Source organism: Herbidospora daliensis (assembly GCF_001570585.1).
Lineage (GTDB): Bacteria > Actinomycetota > Actinomycetes > Streptosporangiales > Streptosporangiaceae > Herbidospora > Herbidospora daliensis.
In genome coordinates, this window is record NZ_BBXF01000001.1 from 1,377,042 (window position 1) to 1,392,230 (window position 15,189).

Below are 15,189 nucleotides of genomic sequence, written 5' to 3' on the forward strand. Positions count from 1 at the left end.
AGATCTCCCGGGCCTTCACTCGGCCCGGGAGATCTCGGGATCAGCTGCAGCCGCTGGTGCTGCCGCAGCCTTCGCAGACGTAGCAGCTACCGGCCGGACGCATCTTCGTGCCGCAGGTCATGCACAGCGGCGCGTCGGCGGTGAAGCCCTGGTGGCCTTCGAGGTGGCCCTCCGACGAGGCCCTGACCGGCTCGGCGATCGGGACCGGCTTGGTCACCGGCGGCTCGATCGGGGCCGACTGGGCCAGCGCCGCGGTGTCGAGCTGGGCGGCCGGGTCTTCGCCGCGCTGCTGCGCGGCGCGCTCCGACGCCGAGAAGATGCCCAGGGCGGCCCGGTCTTCGTAGGCCAGGTGGTCGAGGGCCAGGCGGCGGAAGATGTAGTCCATCACCGACTGGGCCATGCGGACGTCGGGGTCGTCGGTCATGCCGGCCGGCTCGAAGCGCATGTTGACGAACTTCTGCACGTAAGTGTCGAGCGGCACGCCGTACTGGAGACCGATCGAGATCGCCACGGAGAAGGCGTCCATGACGCCCGCGAGGGTCGAGCCCTGCTTGGACATCTTCAGGAAGACCTCGCCGAGACCGTCGTCGGGGTAGGACGACGCGGTCATGTAGCCCTTCGCGCCGCCGACCGTGAAGCGGGTCGTGATGCTCGGGCGGCTGTTCGGCATGCGGCGGCGGGTCGGGCGGGAGACCTCGATGACCTTGGTCTCGGGCTCGGCGACGACCGCGGCCTCTTCGGTCTTCTTGCTGCCGCCCGCCGACAGCGGCTGGCCGACCTTGCAGTTGTCGCGGTAGACGGCCAGGGCCTTCAGGCCGAGCCGCCAGCCCTCGAGGTAGACCTGCTCGATGTCGTCGATCGTCGCCGACTCGGGCAGGTTGACCGTCTTGGAGATCGCGCCCGACAGGAACGGCTGGGTCGCGGCCATCATCCGGACGTGGCCCATGGGCGCGATCGCCCGCTCGCCCATCGCGCAGTCGAACACCTCGTAGTGGGCCTCCTTGAGACCGGGGGCGCCGACCACGTGGGAGTTCTGCGCGATGTACTCGACGATCGCCTCGACCTGCTCCTCCTGGTAACCCAGCTGACGCAGGGCCCGGGGGATGGTCTGGTTGACGATCTGCATCGAGCCGCCGCCGACGAGCTTCTTGAACTTGACCAGGGCCAGGTCGGGCTCGATGCCGGTGGTGTCGCAGTCCATCATCAGGCCGATGGTGCCGGTCGGGGCGAGCAGCGACGCCTGGGCGTTGCGCCAGCCGTTCTTCTCGCCCAGCTTGAGGCACTCCTGCCACTGCTTGGTGGCCTCGGTGTGGATCGCCTTGTCCATCGCGTCGACGGTGCGCACCGCGTCGTTGGCCGCGGCGTGCTTGCGCATGACCCGCTTGTGCGGCTCGGCGTTGCGCTCGTATCCGTCGTACGCCCCCACGATGCCCGCCAGCTCGGCGCTGCGGCGGTAGGACACCCCGGTCATCAGCGACGTGATCGCCCCGGCGATGGCCCGGCCGCCGTCGGAGTCGTAGGCGTGGCCGGTGGCCATCAGCAGCGCGCCCAGGTTGGCGTAGCCGATGCCGAGCTGCCGGTAGGCGCGGGTGGTCTCGCCGATCTTCTCGGTCGGGAAGTCGGCGAAGGTGATCGAGATGTCCATCGCGGTGATGATCAGCTCGGTCAGCTTGACGAACCGCGCGATGTCGAAGGCGTCGTCGTCGGTGAGGAACTTCAGCAGGTTGATCGACGCCAGGTTGCACGAGGAGTTGTCGAGGTGGACGTACTCCGAGCAGGGGTTGGACGCGGTGATGCGGCCGGTCTCGGGGCAGGTGTGCCAGTCGTTGATCGTGTCGTCGTACTGGACGCCCGGGTCGGCGCACTCCCACGCCGCCTTGGCCATCTTGCGGAAAAGGTCCTTGGCGTCGATCTCCTCGATGACCTCATGGGTGAGGCGGGCGCGCAGGCCGAACTTCCCGCCGGTCTCGACCTGGCGCATGAACTCGTCGCTGACGCGGACCGAGTTGTTGGCGTTCTGGTACTGCACCGACACGATGTCCTTGCCGCCCAGGTCCATGTCGAACCCGGCGTCGCGGAGGGCGCGGATCTTGTCCTCCTCACGCGCCTTCGTCTCGATGAACTCCTCGATGTCGGGGTGGTCGACGTCGAGCACGACCATCTTGGCCGCCCGGCGGGTCGCCCCGCCCGACTTGATGGTTCCCGCCGACGCGTCGGCGCCCCGCATGAAGGACACGGGCCCGCTGGCCGTGCCGCCCGAGGAGAGCAGTTCCTTCGAGGAGCGGATGCGGGACAGGTTCACACCCGAGCCCGAACCGCCCTTGAAGATCACGCCCTCTTCCTTGTACCAGTCGAGGATCGACTCCATGGTGTCGTCGACGGCCAGGATGAAACAGGCGCTGACCTGCTGCGGCGACAGGGTGCCGACGTTGAACCACACGGGCGAGTTGAACGCGAACAGCTGGTGGACCAGCGCGTGCTTCAGCTCGTGGTCGAAGATCTCGGCGTCTTCGTCGCTGGCGAAGTAGCCGTTCTCGACGCCGGTACGCGTGTAGACCCCCGTCACCCGGTCGACGAGCTGCTTCAGGCTCCACTCGCGCTGCGGCGTGCCGAGCGCGCCGCGGAAGTACTTGGTGGTCACGATGTTGGCCGCGTTGACCGACCAGGCCGCCGGGAACTCGACCCCGCGCTGCTCGAAGTTGACCGAGCCGTCGCGCCAGTTGGTCATGACGACGTCACGGCGCTCCCACTCCACCGCGTCATAGGGGTGGACGCCCTCGGTGGTGAAGATCCGCTTCACCTTCAGCCCCTTGGCCCGCCCACGCCGTGCGCGCGTGGATGTGCCGTTGACCGTCTCCGTCATGACTCCCCCTTGGCATGTGCCTTGAGTTGCTGGATCTCTGCCTCGAAGTCGGCGAGGGTCTCGAACCCCCGGTAGACCGAGGCGAAACGTAGATAAGCCACCTCATCGAGGTCGCGCAGCGGCCCGAGGACCGCGACGCCGACCTGGTGGGCGGGGATCTCGGCGACACCGGACGAACGGATGCTCTCCTCGACCCTCTGCCCGAGCTGCGCGAGCGAGTCCTCACTGACGGGCCGCCCCTGGCAGGCCCGCCGGACCCCGGCGATGACCTTCTCCCTGGAGAAGGCCTCGGTCACCCCGCTGCGTTTGCTCACCATCAGCAGGACCGTCTCCTGCGTGGTGAAGCGCCTCCCGCATTCGGAACAGGTGCGCCGGCGGCGAATCGCCCCGCCGTCTTCCGTCGACCGGCTGTCGACGACCCGGGTGTCGGGATGACGGCAGAACGGGCAATGCACGCCGTCGCCTCCTCACTGACCAGACGCTCGCGCACGCCCCCACATGTGATGAGGTGCGGCAAAGGAAACACAATCTATGGTTCGCTCAGTTGACCACGACCACTAGATGTTGTGGTTCCCCAACCCTAGAAGTGAGTCCCCTAGATCGCAACTCAAACAACACGCCCCTCAGGGGCCTACTGACCTGGGACGTCTCGGGGGAGGTAGAGCGTCGTGCCTGGCCGGATGAGGGGATCGGGTAAGCCGTTCAAATCCATGATCTCGCGAACGAGGACCCCTGCGTCGCGGCCATCGCCGGATGACGTGGCGATGCCCCAGAGGGTGTCGCCCTCCTGAACGGTGACCGTGGGCAACCCTTCTACGGGGCGGGTGGTGGACGCGGTCACGGCAGCCCGCGTGCCCAGCCAGAGCACGGCCAAACTCAACGCGGCGATGAGCGCCACCAGCACGATCCTGCCCCGCCTGGTCAGGCGGAGGGGCGGCGTTCCTTCTCTGCCTGTACGGGGGCCTGCGGAGTGGGGCGGGCGTCTGACGTCGCCCCATCGGGTGAGCGCTTGCGGGGCGTGGATGCGGTCCTGCCCGGGAGGGCGGCCTGCCTCCTCCCGGGTGGAGGGCCCAGAACGGCCGATGACTTCGTCAAGCGTGCCAACCCTGGCATGGCCTGCGGCTACCTCACGGGCGGAGACCTCATTGGCCCCATCACGAACGCGGACCCGATCGCGACCGGCAGGCCCGGCGAGGCCTGCGGCTCCAGAACCATCAACCCCAGAGCTCCCAGCAGAAGAACTGTCGCGCGCCCGGATGTCTTTGCCGGAGAAGCCGTTACCTCCGAGTGCGCCCTTGCCGTCAGAGAGGCGCATACCTCCGAACGGTCGAACAATGCCGACGACCAGGCGATCAGCGATGCGAGAAATGACGGATCTGCTCAGCGTGTCGCGGCCGGCGACTTCAGCCTGGGGAAGACCCTCAGCCGGAGGAGCCATCCGACGCCCCGCATTTGAAGAAGTCTGCGCACAGCGGACACGAGGACTGGCGTCGTCACCCGCCCGCCGGCCTGATTCGGGGCGTCTGGCATCGGCCACATCGATCGGCTTACGCGGATCCCGGTCGAGACGATTCCGAGAATCGGCTTGCCCCTGCGATTTCCGCCCTGAACTGGACCTTCTCTTCCCATCGCGCTTCTGACCCACGCGAGTCTCCGAGCCTCGCCTTGGCCCTACCTGCCCGACCGAATCTTGCCCCCACGTGCCCGAAGCCGCCGCACCCTGCCAGGAATCCGCGTGATCATCTGAATTCCGCGATGGACCTAGATGCGCGGGCGAATTGCGCCATGGACCGGACCGAACCACTGAACTCAGCCCTGAGCCCGCTCGACCATCCGCCTCTCGCCCTTCACCTGGACGCGGGCATGTGTCAGGCCACAGGGCGGGCCGAACCACCGGACTCGGCTTTGCGATCGTTTGGGCACCTCGTGCTTCACCCGGACCCGTGCGCACGTCCGGCCACGGGCCGGGCCGAACCGCCATACCCAGCCCTGAGCCCGCTCGACCATCCAAATTTCGCCCTTCACCTGGACGCGGGCGTGCGTCAGACCACAGAGCGGGCCGAACCACCGGACTCGGCTTCGAGCTCGTTCGGGCATCCGAATTTCGCTCTTCGCTCGGGCACCTGGGCACGTCTTGTGCCGTGCCGGACTGAACTGCCGAGCCCTGCCTCGGTACTGTCCGGCCTGACCCCGTATTCGTCGGCGAGCTTGGCCGTGGACTCGAGTCGTTCTCGGAATCTCCGGTCGGTGGCGCCGGGACCAGAGTGAGGTGGCCGCGCCTTATATGGGGGTGTTCCGCCGGGCGCGGATCCGCAGCCCTCGGCGGGCGAGTGTTCGAGTGTGTGAGTGGAGTCGTAGGGGTGTCCTTCTGCGTGGGCTTCATCGTGAACCTCCTCGACTGCCCTGCAAGAAGGGAAGAAAGATCGCGCAAATCGAACACGATGTCGATCGAACTCCCGTACGATGTTGTACACCACGCCACCGACGTTTTCGAGGGCAATCGAACAACTGTTTGATATTGATCTTGAATCGCGGTAGCGTCGCTCTGTGCGACGCGAGGAACACGGATTGGGAGGTGCCCAGGTGAACAACGACGGGCTGGCCGGCCAGCGCGACGAGAGCGTGAGCGATCTGGCGGTTCGCCGCCGCGACTCGCTCGGGCTCACCCCCAGGCAGCGCAAGATCCTGGAGGTGATCCGCGACTCGGTCCAGCAGCGGGGCTACCCACCGTCGATGCGCGAGATCGGTGAGGCGGTGCAGCTCACGAGCACGTCGAGTGTGTCCCACCAGCTCACCGCCCTTCAGCGCAAGGGCTACCTGCGGCGCGACCCCCATCGCCCGCGCGCCCTCGAGGTGCGCCTGCCCGGCGAGCCGGTTCTCTGGGTCGACCCCGACGCCGCCGTGGAAGACTCCGCTTTCAACCGCCCGACGGCGGCCTATGTTCCCCTCGTGGGGCGCATCGCCGCAGGTGGGCCGATCCTGGCCGAGCAGAACCTCGAAGACGTCTTCGCGTTGCCGAAGCAGCTCGTCGGCGAGGGCACCCTGTTCCTCCTCCAGGTCTCGGGTGACTCGATGATCGAAGCCGCCATCGCCGACGGCGACTGGGTGGTCGTCCGCCAGCAGCCGGTCGCCGACAACGGCGACATCGTCGCCGCGATGATCGACGGCGAGGCGACCGTGAAGACCTTCAAGCGCAAAGACGGCCACGTCTGGCTGGTCCCCCACAACCCCAACTACGAGCCGATCCCGGGCGACGAGGCGACCGTCCTCGGCAAGGTGACGGCGGTCCTCCGCAAGCTCTAGCCACGACCTCTACGTTCGGGGCACCCATCCACGCGGCCGGGTGCCCCGACGTATGAACGGTCCCGCTCAGGGCGACCCAGATCTACACACACTCGGCTCAGCGCAGCCCTGCCTTATGGCTCAGCGCAGCCCTGCCGTGCCCTGGCACAAGCTCGGCCTGGCAGCTGGTCGGCACCTGTACTTGGGCCAGCCCATGCTCGGCATACCTCAGCTTCGCCCAGCCCGTGCCCAGCACCTCAATCGGCCTTGTTCTGCATATCGCGGCCACCCACCCAGCTCAGGTCAGCGCGGCTCAGCCAGCCCAACCTAGGTCAGGTCAGGTCGATGCAGCGCGGCTCGGCCAGCCCACCGGTTTGACGGGCACGATCTCGGTGTCGAGGAGGTGCGTCGCTCGGCTCAGCTCATTCGCGCAGCCCACGGTAGCTCATCGCACCTCAGCACCTCCACTCGGCCCAACCCGGCTCGGCATACCTCGGATTTGCCTCACCCACACTCGGCAGGTCAATTGGCCTTGTTCCTCACATCTCGGCTCCACCCAGCCCGTTCGATGCAGCGCGGCTCGGCTAGCCCGCCGGTGGTGACGGGAACGATCTGCGCGCCGAGGCAGTCCGCCGCTCGGCTCAGTTCAGCTCAATCGCGCATCCCAGCTCGGCTGGGGTGGGGTGCCCGGTGTTTCCGCTTGGCACCCAAGCTCAGCACCCCCGGCTCGGCACCCCAGGTCGGCATCCCCAGGTCGGCATCCCCAGGTCGGCATCCCCAGGTCGGCATCCCCAGGTCGGCATCCCCAGGTCGGCGCCCCAGCTTGCCCAGTCAGCCCTGCCTGGCCCAGCCCCGCTTGACCCAGCCCCGCTTGACCCAGCCCCCTTCGGCCTCGCTTGGCCCAGCCCTGCTCGGCTCTGCTCGGCCCTGCTTCGGCCCTGCTCAGTCCAGCTGGTCCGCCTCTCTGGTCGTTCTCAGGCCGCTACAGGCCCGGCGGGCGCTCTCAAGGTCCTCCCAATGCCCCGCCCCGACCGTGGCTCAGCTCTGCCGTCGCTCTAGGGGCGGTATTGCCGATGCAGAGTGAGATGTCCCGTCATACGCTGTTTGCGTGGACTTTGATCAGTTGACGGTCGAGCAGGCCCGCAGACGCGACGGAACCAAATGGGCTCAGGCCAAGGGCGATGTCATCCCCGCCTGGGTCGCCGACATGGACTTCCCCGTCGCCGACCCCATCCGCGAAGCGATCATGCACCGGGTCACCACCGACATGGGTTACGCCGACTGGCCCTGGGAGCGGCCAGGGTTGCCGCTGCCCGAGGTGTTCGCCGAGCGCATGGCCGCCCGGTACGGCTTCCACCCCGATCCCGTCCACGTCAGGCCGTTCACCGATCTCAACCAGTCGTTGCAGGCGCTGCTCGACGTGCTCACCGAACCCGGTGAGGGTGTGCTCACCCACACGCCGACCTACAACGCCTTCCTGATGACGCTGGAGGCCATGAACCGGCCCCCGGTCCCGATTCCGCTGGTCCCCGACGGCGACAGTTGGCGGGCGGAGCTGCCGGCCGATCCTCAGGGCGCGCGGGTGCTGCTGCTGGTCAATCCTCACAATCCGACGGGGCGGTGCTTCACCCGTACAGAGCTGGAGGAGATCGCCGAATACGCCGATCGGCACGATCTCACCGTGATCTCCGACGAGATCCATGCCGATCTCGTGTTCGCGCCGAACGAGCACATTCCCTTCGGGCTGCTGCGGCCCGAGCGCACCGTTACGATCACCTCGGCCAGCAAGGCCTTCAACATGGGCGGATTGCACTGCGCCATCGCGCACATCGGCTCCGCGCGGGTGCGGGAGGCGCTGGCCACGCGTCCGCCGGCTCTCTACGGGTTGCCTAGTGTGCTCGGGGTCGCCGCTACGGTGGCCGCTTGGCGGCAGTGTGACGCCTGGCTCGACGGGGTCGTGGCCGTGCTCGATCGCAACCGGAAGACGCTGGCTCAGCGGCTGCCCGCCGGGTGGAGTTATCGGGTGCCGGAGGCGACCTATCTCGCCTGGATCGATACCGGCATTCCGGACGCGGCGGTCGTTCTGGAACAGGAGGCCCGGGTGAAGGTCGCGTCGGGGTCGATCTACGGTGCGTCCGACACCTGGATCAGGCTTAATTTCGGCACGTCGGGGCCCATTCTGGAGGAGATTCTCGACAGAATACGAGGGTGACCGACGTTTCTCACTATCTCGGGCTTCTCGCGGACGAATGGCCGTCGTCCCACTGGGGCACCGTCACCTGGATCTCCGGCGTCGAGCTCGAGACCGCTCTCGACATTCTCGGCGGCGACCCCGATTCCGAGCTCTCCCTTTCGTTTCACGACTGCCATTCCGCGGCGCTCAAGGATTTCCAGTTGCGCGGCCCCCTCGGCAGCGAGATCCTGCTCGACCGGGCGGGTCCGTGGCTGGTCTGCATCGAGCCGTTCGGCGACGGCGATGCCATAACGGGCACGCTGCTGGAACTGTCGAGAAAGGGAACCGCTTTCTCGCTGCAATTCCATCCGGACGATTCTCACACCTTCAGCTACGCCGCCGACGGGGAGGCCCTGGTGGTCGTCCATCGGATCGGCGAACCCACGGTCGAGGGGCCGATCTCCCTTGACGAGATCGCCGGTGACCTGGTTGTGCTGGGCGCCGACGCCGAGCCCGTCACCTGGGCGGCGCACGCGCTGAACATCGCCGAGCGGCTGACCGGGTTCCGGCTCACCGCCGAATGGCTGCGCGCCGAACACCCCTGCTTCATCGGCACCCGCCGCGGAGCAGCGCGGGTCTGAGCTCGTCCCAGGCCCGCACCTCTTCCGCCAGGTCGGCCGAGGTCAGCAGGGGCAGGGCCGACCGCACGACGTGGATCTGGCTCCTCAGTCTCCGGGCGAGCCGGATCTCGTCCGGGGAGCGGCCTGCCAATGCGTGGGCCTCCTCCAGAGACGGGATCGTGGCCAGCCAGCGCGCCACGGCCTCATCCAGAGACGGAATCGTCACCGGCTGGCGCGTCAGGGCCGCGTCCAGAGACGGATTCACCGCCGACCGGCGGGCTGCGGCCTCATCCAGAGATGAATCCGTCATCGGCCGACGGGCCACATCCATATCCAGACGTGGATTCACCGCCGGCCGGTAAGCAACAGCCCCATCCACAGGCGGATTCGCCGAAGACCGGCAGGCCACAGCCTCATCCCGAGACGGATCCGCCACCGGCTGGCGGGCCACATCCATATCCAGACGTGGATTCACCGCCGGCCGGTGGGCAACAGGCGCGTCCAGAGGTGGATGCACCGCCGACTGGTGGGCGATGGCCGCATTCAGGGACGGGTTCATGGCCGGTCGGTGGGCGATCGCCGCTCTTAGAGACGGCTGTTCGCCGGCTCCCTCCAGCAGGGCGCCGATCAGGGTGACGGCGGCGAGGTTGGGGCTGTCGATGCCGCGTTCGGCCGCCTGGCGGTCGAGGGCTAGGCGCAGGAGGAACCAGGTCGGGTCCTGAGCGGGGTGGAGGGCGACCGTTCGGCGGAGGTGGAACCACCAGTCCTGGTCCGGGACGGGGGCGCGCCGGTCGAGCCAGGCGGCGATCTGTGATTCGTCGCAGGTGAGCAGGTGCCGGATATAGCCGGCGAACTCCTGGTCGCGGCCGTTGAACCGCCGGTAGACATTGGGACTCGTCGGTGCGAGGATCTTGAGGACGGTGCCGGGAGGTTCGTCCCACACCTCCGGGTCGAGCTGGACCAGGATGCCCATCCGCGCCGTCGGCTCCCAGTACTCGGCAGTGCCCTCGTTGACCGGGGTGTCTTCCGTCAAGGTGAACCCTCGGGCCTCCACGGCCTCCCGGAGGTCGGCGAAGTCCAGCCGGGCCGGAAAGGCGCCGTATCGCTCGGTCAGCACCGGTTCGACGTCGCCGTGTTCGGCGAGGTCGGGCAGGCGGTGGGCCTGAGGGCCGAAATAGAGACACTGCCAGGGATCGCGGCGCCGAGAACGCCACCAGCCGAACTCGATCAGGCCGAAGTCGTGGATCATGTTGGTCGGCTCGTCGAGCGCGGGACCCCGCCCGAAGACCTCCTCGACCTCCGCCGGGGTGCTCGTGTGGTCGAGGCCAAGCACGGTTCCGGTCGTCACCAGGTCGGCGAAGAAGTCGAGCCCGCTCAATCCCGGCCCCGGCGCTCGATCCGCATACGCAGGTATTCGCCGAGCGGAATGTCAGCACATTTCCGCCAGGACTTGGGCCTCTTGAGGTAGAGACGGCCCGGCTCCGCGACGAGGATCTGCCGATCGCAGTGACGGTTCGTGCGGTGGGGATATCGCTTGTTGCGGGAGCTCTTGTCGTTCTCGCCGTAGTCGTTACGACGGTCCTTCGCGTAGCTCAGCCGTTTCTTCTCCTGCGGCGTCTTGCGGCCCATGGAGTCAACCGTGCCAGCACCTCCAGACGAAACCAATACATTTATCCCGCTGACCGGCCGCGCGAACGAGGCCGGTCAGCGGTCAGGTCGTCAGCTGCAGGTGATCGGGGAGGGCACCGCGTTGGTGCCGTTCCAGGTCCCGTTGAAGCCGAACGTCGTCGATCCGTTGGCCGCGATCGACCCGTTGTAGTTCAGGTTGTTCACCGTCACCTGCGAGCCGGAGACGGTGTGCTGACCACTCCACAACTGGGTGATCGTCTGCCCGTTGGCGAAGCTCCACCGCACCGTCCACCGGCTGATCGCCGCCGACGACGGCCGCACGGTCACCTCACCCTGGAACCCGCCCGGGTACTGGTTGATGATCCGGTACGTCGCCACGCACCCACCGGGAGACGGCGAAGGTGACGGGGATGGCGAGGGTGAGGGAGAAGGTGAAGGGGAGGGCGACGGGCTGGGCGAGCCCGACGGCGAAGGTGAGGGTGACGGTGTGGTGCCCGGCGGCACCGGGGCGATCAGATACGGGCTCAGGATGTTCTGCTTGGCCGTCTGGACCGTCACCCAGTCGTCCAGCACGATTCCGCCCGTGTCGCCCGAGTTCGGGTTCCACGACCAGTACGTGAACGACATGCCGTTCACGCCCGTGCCCGTGTACTTCATCAGCTCCGTCAGCCAGATCCGGTCGACGTTGGACGTCATCGTCGTGCCGAACTCGCCCATCATGATGGGCGCGATGTTCTGCTTGTACAGGTAGCCCCAGTACCGGTCCCAGATGGCCGGCATGTTGGCCGGGTACGACGGGTCGGAGAACCACGACTGGTTGTAGACGGACGTCGCGTACTCATGCGGCGAGTACACGAGCCGGTTGGCCACGTTGAGCCGAACCGGGAACTGTCCGGCCTTGGAGAGGTTGCCGCCCCACCATCCGCAGTCTTCGTCGTTGGAGGTGTCGTTGTCCCACACGTTCGACAGGCCGCCCGACGGGCACGAGACGCCCTCGACGAAGATCAGCCAGTTGGGCTGGACGGCGAGGATGGCGTTGCCGGCGCGTTCGGCGGCGAGACGCCAGTCGCGGGTCTCGACGCCGCAGCCCCAGCAGGCGCCGGTGGCGTTGGGGTTGGTGCCGTCGGCGTGGGGTTCGTTGTGCAGGTCGGCACCGATGACGGTGGTGTTGCCGGCGTACCGCTGGGCGAGCATGCGCCAGTCGTTGATCCAGGTCGCCTCCGAGACGGTGGAGGTGTACCAGAGGGCCGACTGCCCGGCGCTGGTCGGGCGGTGGCGGTCGAGGATGACCCGCATGCCCTTCGAGCCGACGTACTCGATGACCTTGTCGAGGATCTGGAGCGGTGACAGGCCGACGAGGTCGGGGTTGGTGAAGTCGTTGATGCCGGTGGCGACGGCGCCGGCCTTGAGCGCGTCGTTCGAGAACGGGATGCGCAGGGTGTTGTAGCCGAGCTGGGCCATGTGGTCGAGCTGGGACCGCCAGGTGACGCTGGCCCACAGACCGTGGAAGGTCTTGTTGTCGGTCTCCATGCCGAACCAGTTGATGCCGGTCAGCCGGACCGTCGCGCCGGTGCTGTCGACGATCTTGTTGCCGTTGGTCCGCAGGTAGCCGGTCCCCGTACCGGCCGCGTTGGCGGGGGTGCCGATCGCCACGAGTAAGCCGGCGATCAGCGCGGTCCCCGCCAACCAGGCGGTGATTCTGGACAAAGGTGCCTCCATAAGCGGGGGCACGCCTGGCCGTCGAGCCGGAACGGGTTCAGGCATGCCCCGCCGAGGCATGCCCGGACCGCACGCCCGACGATGTTCGAGATATCGGCTCGGGCGTCAATGCTGCTCCTACGGCACGATGTTGACCAGCTTGGGCGCCCGCACGATGACCTTGCGGGGGGCGCCGTCGAGGTGGGCCTTGACCTTCTCGGAGCTCAGGGCCAGCACCTCCAGATCGGTGTCCGAAATGTCCGGTGAAACTTCCAGGCGGTCGCGCACCTTCCCGGCCACCTGGACGACCGCGGTCACCGACTCCTGAACCAGCAGCGCCGGGTCGGCGACCGGCCACGTGGCGCGGGCGACCGACGGCTGGTGCCCCAGCCGCTCCCAGCCTTCCTCCGCCGTGTACGGCGCCACGATCGACAACATGACGGCCAGCGCCTCGGCCGCCTCGCGCACGGCGGGGTCGCCGGCGCCGGGGCCCGAGTCGATCGCCTTGCGGGTGGCCGAGGTCAGCTCCATCAGGCGGGCGACCGCCACGTTGAAGCGGTGGGTCTCGACCAGCTTGGTGACCTCGTCGATGGTCCGGTGCACGACCTTGCGCAGCTCCAGGTCGCCGGCGGCGAACTCGGAGCCGGCGCCGGACGCGTCGGTCATCACGCGCAGCGCGCGGGCCAGGAACTTCAGCGACGCGGCCGGCGAGACGTCGGCCCAGTCGATGTCGTCCTCCGGCGGACCGGCGAACACCATGGTCAGGCGGACGGCGTCGACGCCGAAGTTGTCGATCTGCACGCCCAGGTCGACGCCGTTGCCCAGCGTCTTCGACATGGCCTTGCCGCCGTTGATGACCTGCCCCTGGTTCAGCAGCCGCAGGAACGGCTCGTCCCAGGTGATCATGCCCATGTCGTAGAGGACCTTGGTGAAGAACCGGCTGTACAGCAGGTGCAGCACCGCGTGCTCGACGCCGCCGACGTACTGGTCGATGGGGCCCCACTTCTCGGCCTTGGCCAGGTCGAAGGGGCCGTCGTCGAACTTCGGGTCCAGGTAGCGCAGGAAGTACCACGAGCTGTCGACGAAGGTGTCCATCGTGTCGGTGTCGCGCTTGGCGGGGCCGCCGCACGTCGGGCACGCCACGTTGACCCAGTCGGTGGCCGAGGCCAGCGGCGAGACGCCCTTGGGCGCCAGGGCCTCGCCGCGCAGGTCGGGCAGCACGACCGGCAGGTCCTCGTCCGGTACGGGCACCTCGCCGCACGCCCCGCAGTGGATGATCGGGATCGGGGTGCCCCAGAACCGCTGGCGGGACAGCAGCCAGTCGCGCAGCCGGAAGTTCACGGTGGCCTTGCCGGTGCCGCGCTCGGCCAGGATCTCGATGATCTTCGCGATGCCCTCGGCCTTGCTCAGGCCGTCGAGCGGGCCGGAGTTGACCAGCTTGCCCTCGCCGGGCGTCGCCTTGCCGGTCTCGCCGGGGTCGGCCATGCCGGTGTGCACGACGACCTTCACCGGCAGGTCGAACTTCATCGCGAAGTCGAGGTCGCGCTGGTCGTGGGCCGGCACGGCCATGATCGCGCCGTGGCCGTAGTCGGCCAGCACGTAGTCGGCCGCCCAGACCGGGATGCGCTCGCCGTTGACCGGGTTGATCGCGTGCACGCCCAGGAAGACGCCCGTCTTCTCCTTCTCGGTCGACATGCGCTCGATGTCCGACAGCTTGGCGACCTCGGCGCGGTAGGCCTCCAGGGCCGCCCGCCGCTCCTCGGTGACGATCTCGGCGGCCAGCGGGGCGTCGGCGGCCACGACGAAGAAGGTCGCGCCGTACAGCGTGTCGGGGCGGGTCGTGTAGACGGTGACCGGGTCCTTGCGGCCCTCGATCTCGAAATCGACGTCGGCGCCGGTGCTGCGGCCGATCCAGTTGCGCTGCATGGTCAGCACGCGGTCGGGCCAGCCGCCCTCCAGGCGGGCCATGTCGTCGACCAGGCGGTCGGCGTAGTCAGTGATCTTGAAGTACCACTGGGTCAGCTCGCGGCGCACGACGTCGGCGCCGCAGCGCTCGCACTTGCCCGCGACGACCTGCTCGTTGGCCAGCACCGTCTGGTCGTTGGGGCACCAGTTGACCAGGCCGCCCTTGCGGTAGGCCAGGCCGCGCTCGAAGAAGCGCGTGAACAGCCACTGGTTCCACTTGTAGTACTCGGCGTCGCTGGTGTGCAGCCGGCGGGTCCAGTCGAAGGAGATCGCGTAGCGCTGGAAGCTGGCGGCCTGCGTGTCGATGTTGCTGTACGTCCACTCGGCCGGGTGGGCGTTGCGCTTGATGGCCGCGTTCTCGGCGGGCAGGCCGAAGGAGTCCCACCCGATCGGGTGCAGGACGTTGTAGCCCTTCAGGAACCAGTAGCGCGCCACCACGTCGCCGATGGCGAACACCTCGGCGTGGCCCATGTGCAGGTCACCGGAGGGGTAGGGGAACATGTCGAGCATGTAGCGCCGCGGCCGGGGGTCGGCGTCGTCCTCCACGACGGCGAAGGGCTTGAGCTCCTCCCAGCGGGGCTGCCACTTGGCCTGGATCGCCTGGGGGTCGTATACCTGCTCGTCCACGTATGATCTCCTGATTCATCGACACCTGCCCATAAAGAAACCCCCCGGCGCTGAAGCACGAGGGGCGGCCGCGTCGAAGGCTGCTGTCAGCTCGCTCGACGCGGCCCGGTAAGAAGCAGGTTCGCGGCACGCATAGGCCAAGCGTAGCGCAGGAAGCAAGCGGGTTGCGGTCGGCCGCAGACCGACCGCGACCCGCGCATCGAATCTGCCCGATCGGACCTGGTCCGACGAATGAGAACGGATCTTACACCGAGAGTAAAGTGGTGATATCGGATGGTGATAGATCCATTGTGACCTCGGTTGTCCCTTTCGTTTACCCTCATCTCGTGAAC

At 67.8% G+C, this 15,189-nt stretch carries 10 protein-coding genes; 3 read left to right on the forward strand and 7 right to left on the reverse strand.

Going from position 1 to position 15,189, the window contains the following annotated elements:
* Positions 1 to 40: 40 nt before the first annotated feature.
* From AW274_RS05565 to AW274_RS41090, 3 genes are all read right to left on the reverse strand, one after another.
* Complete coding sequence (locus AW274_RS05565; protein ID WP_062429914.1) at positions 41 to 2,863, reverse strand: vitamin B12-dependent ribonucleotide reductase; 2,823 nt, start codon at positions 2,861 to 2,863, stop codon at positions 41 to 43.
* Positions 2,860 to 3,318, reverse strand: coding sequence for a transcriptional regulator NrdR (nrdR, locus tag AW274_RS05570; protein WP_062429915.1), 459 nt, complete (start codon positions 3,316 to 3,318; stop codon positions 2,860 to 2,862). Before nrdR ends, AW274_RS05565 begins: the two co-directional genes overlap by 4 nt.
* Positions 3,319 to 3,494: 176 nt before the next feature.
* The gene (locus tag AW274_RS41090) at positions 3,495 to 3,761 is read right to left on the reverse strand and encodes a LysM peptidoglycan-binding domain-containing protein (protein WP_198169019.1); all 267 of its coding nucleotides are present in this window, start codon (positions 3,759 to 3,761) and stop codon (positions 3,495 to 3,497) included.
* Between the two features lie 1,700 nt (positions 3,762 to 5,461).
* Between AW274_RS41090 and lexA the strand changes: the two genes are divergently transcribed.
* The 3 genes from lexA (at position 5,462) to AW274_RS05590 (ending at position 8,959) form a co-directional block, all read left to right on the forward strand.
* Positions 5,462 to 6,166: a transcriptional repressor LexA gene (gene lexA, locus AW274_RS05580; RefSeq protein WP_235966260.1), complete on the forward strand. Its 705-nt coding sequence runs from the start codon at positions 5,462 to 5,464 to the stop codon at positions 6,164 to 6,166.
* A gap of 1,087 nt (positions 6,167 to 7,253) precedes the next feature.
* Positions 7,254 to 8,357: a MalY/PatB family protein gene (locus tag AW274_RS05585; RefSeq protein ID WP_062429919.1), complete on the forward strand. Its 1,104-nt coding sequence runs from the start codon at positions 7,254 to 7,256 to the stop codon at positions 8,355 to 8,357.
* Complete coding sequence (locus AW274_RS05590; protein ID WP_062429921.1) at positions 8,354 to 8,959, forward strand: DUF6461 domain-containing protein; 606 nt, start codon at positions 8,354 to 8,356, stop codon at positions 8,957 to 8,959. The genes AW274_RS05585 and AW274_RS05590 overlap by 4 nt, the downstream gene beginning before the upstream one ends.
* On the opposite strand, the gene AW274_RS05595 is transcribed toward AW274_RS05590, so the two are convergent.
* The 4 genes from AW274_RS05595 to leuS form a co-directional block, all read right to left on the reverse strand.
* The gene (locus tag AW274_RS05595; protein ID WP_062429922.1) at positions 8,925 to 10,316 is read right to left on the reverse strand and encodes a hypothetical protein; all 1,392 of its coding nucleotides are present in this window, start codon (positions 10,314 to 10,316) and stop codon (positions 8,925 to 8,927) included. The genes AW274_RS05590 and AW274_RS05595 overlap by 35 nt on opposite strands.
* The gene (locus AW274_RS05600) at positions 10,313 to 10,567 is read right to left on the reverse strand and encodes a hypothetical protein (protein ID WP_062429924.1); all 255 of its coding nucleotides are present in this window, start codon (positions 10,565 to 10,567) and stop codon (positions 10,313 to 10,315) included. Before AW274_RS05600 ends, AW274_RS05595 begins: the two co-directional genes overlap by 4 nt.
* Positions 10,568 to 10,657: 90 nt before the next feature.
* Entirely contained in the window at positions 10,658 to 12,274 is a 1,617-nt protein-coding gene (locus tag AW274_RS05605) for a cellulase family glycosylhydrolase (RefSeq protein ID WP_198169020.1), read from the reverse strand.
* Positions 12,275 to 12,403: 129 nt separating this feature from the next.
* Entirely contained in the window at positions 12,404 to 14,857 is a 2,454-nt protein-coding gene (gene leuS, locus AW274_RS05610; protein ID WP_062429928.1) for a leucine--tRNA ligase, read from the reverse strand.
* Positions 14,858 to 15,189: the final 332 nt, after the last annotated feature.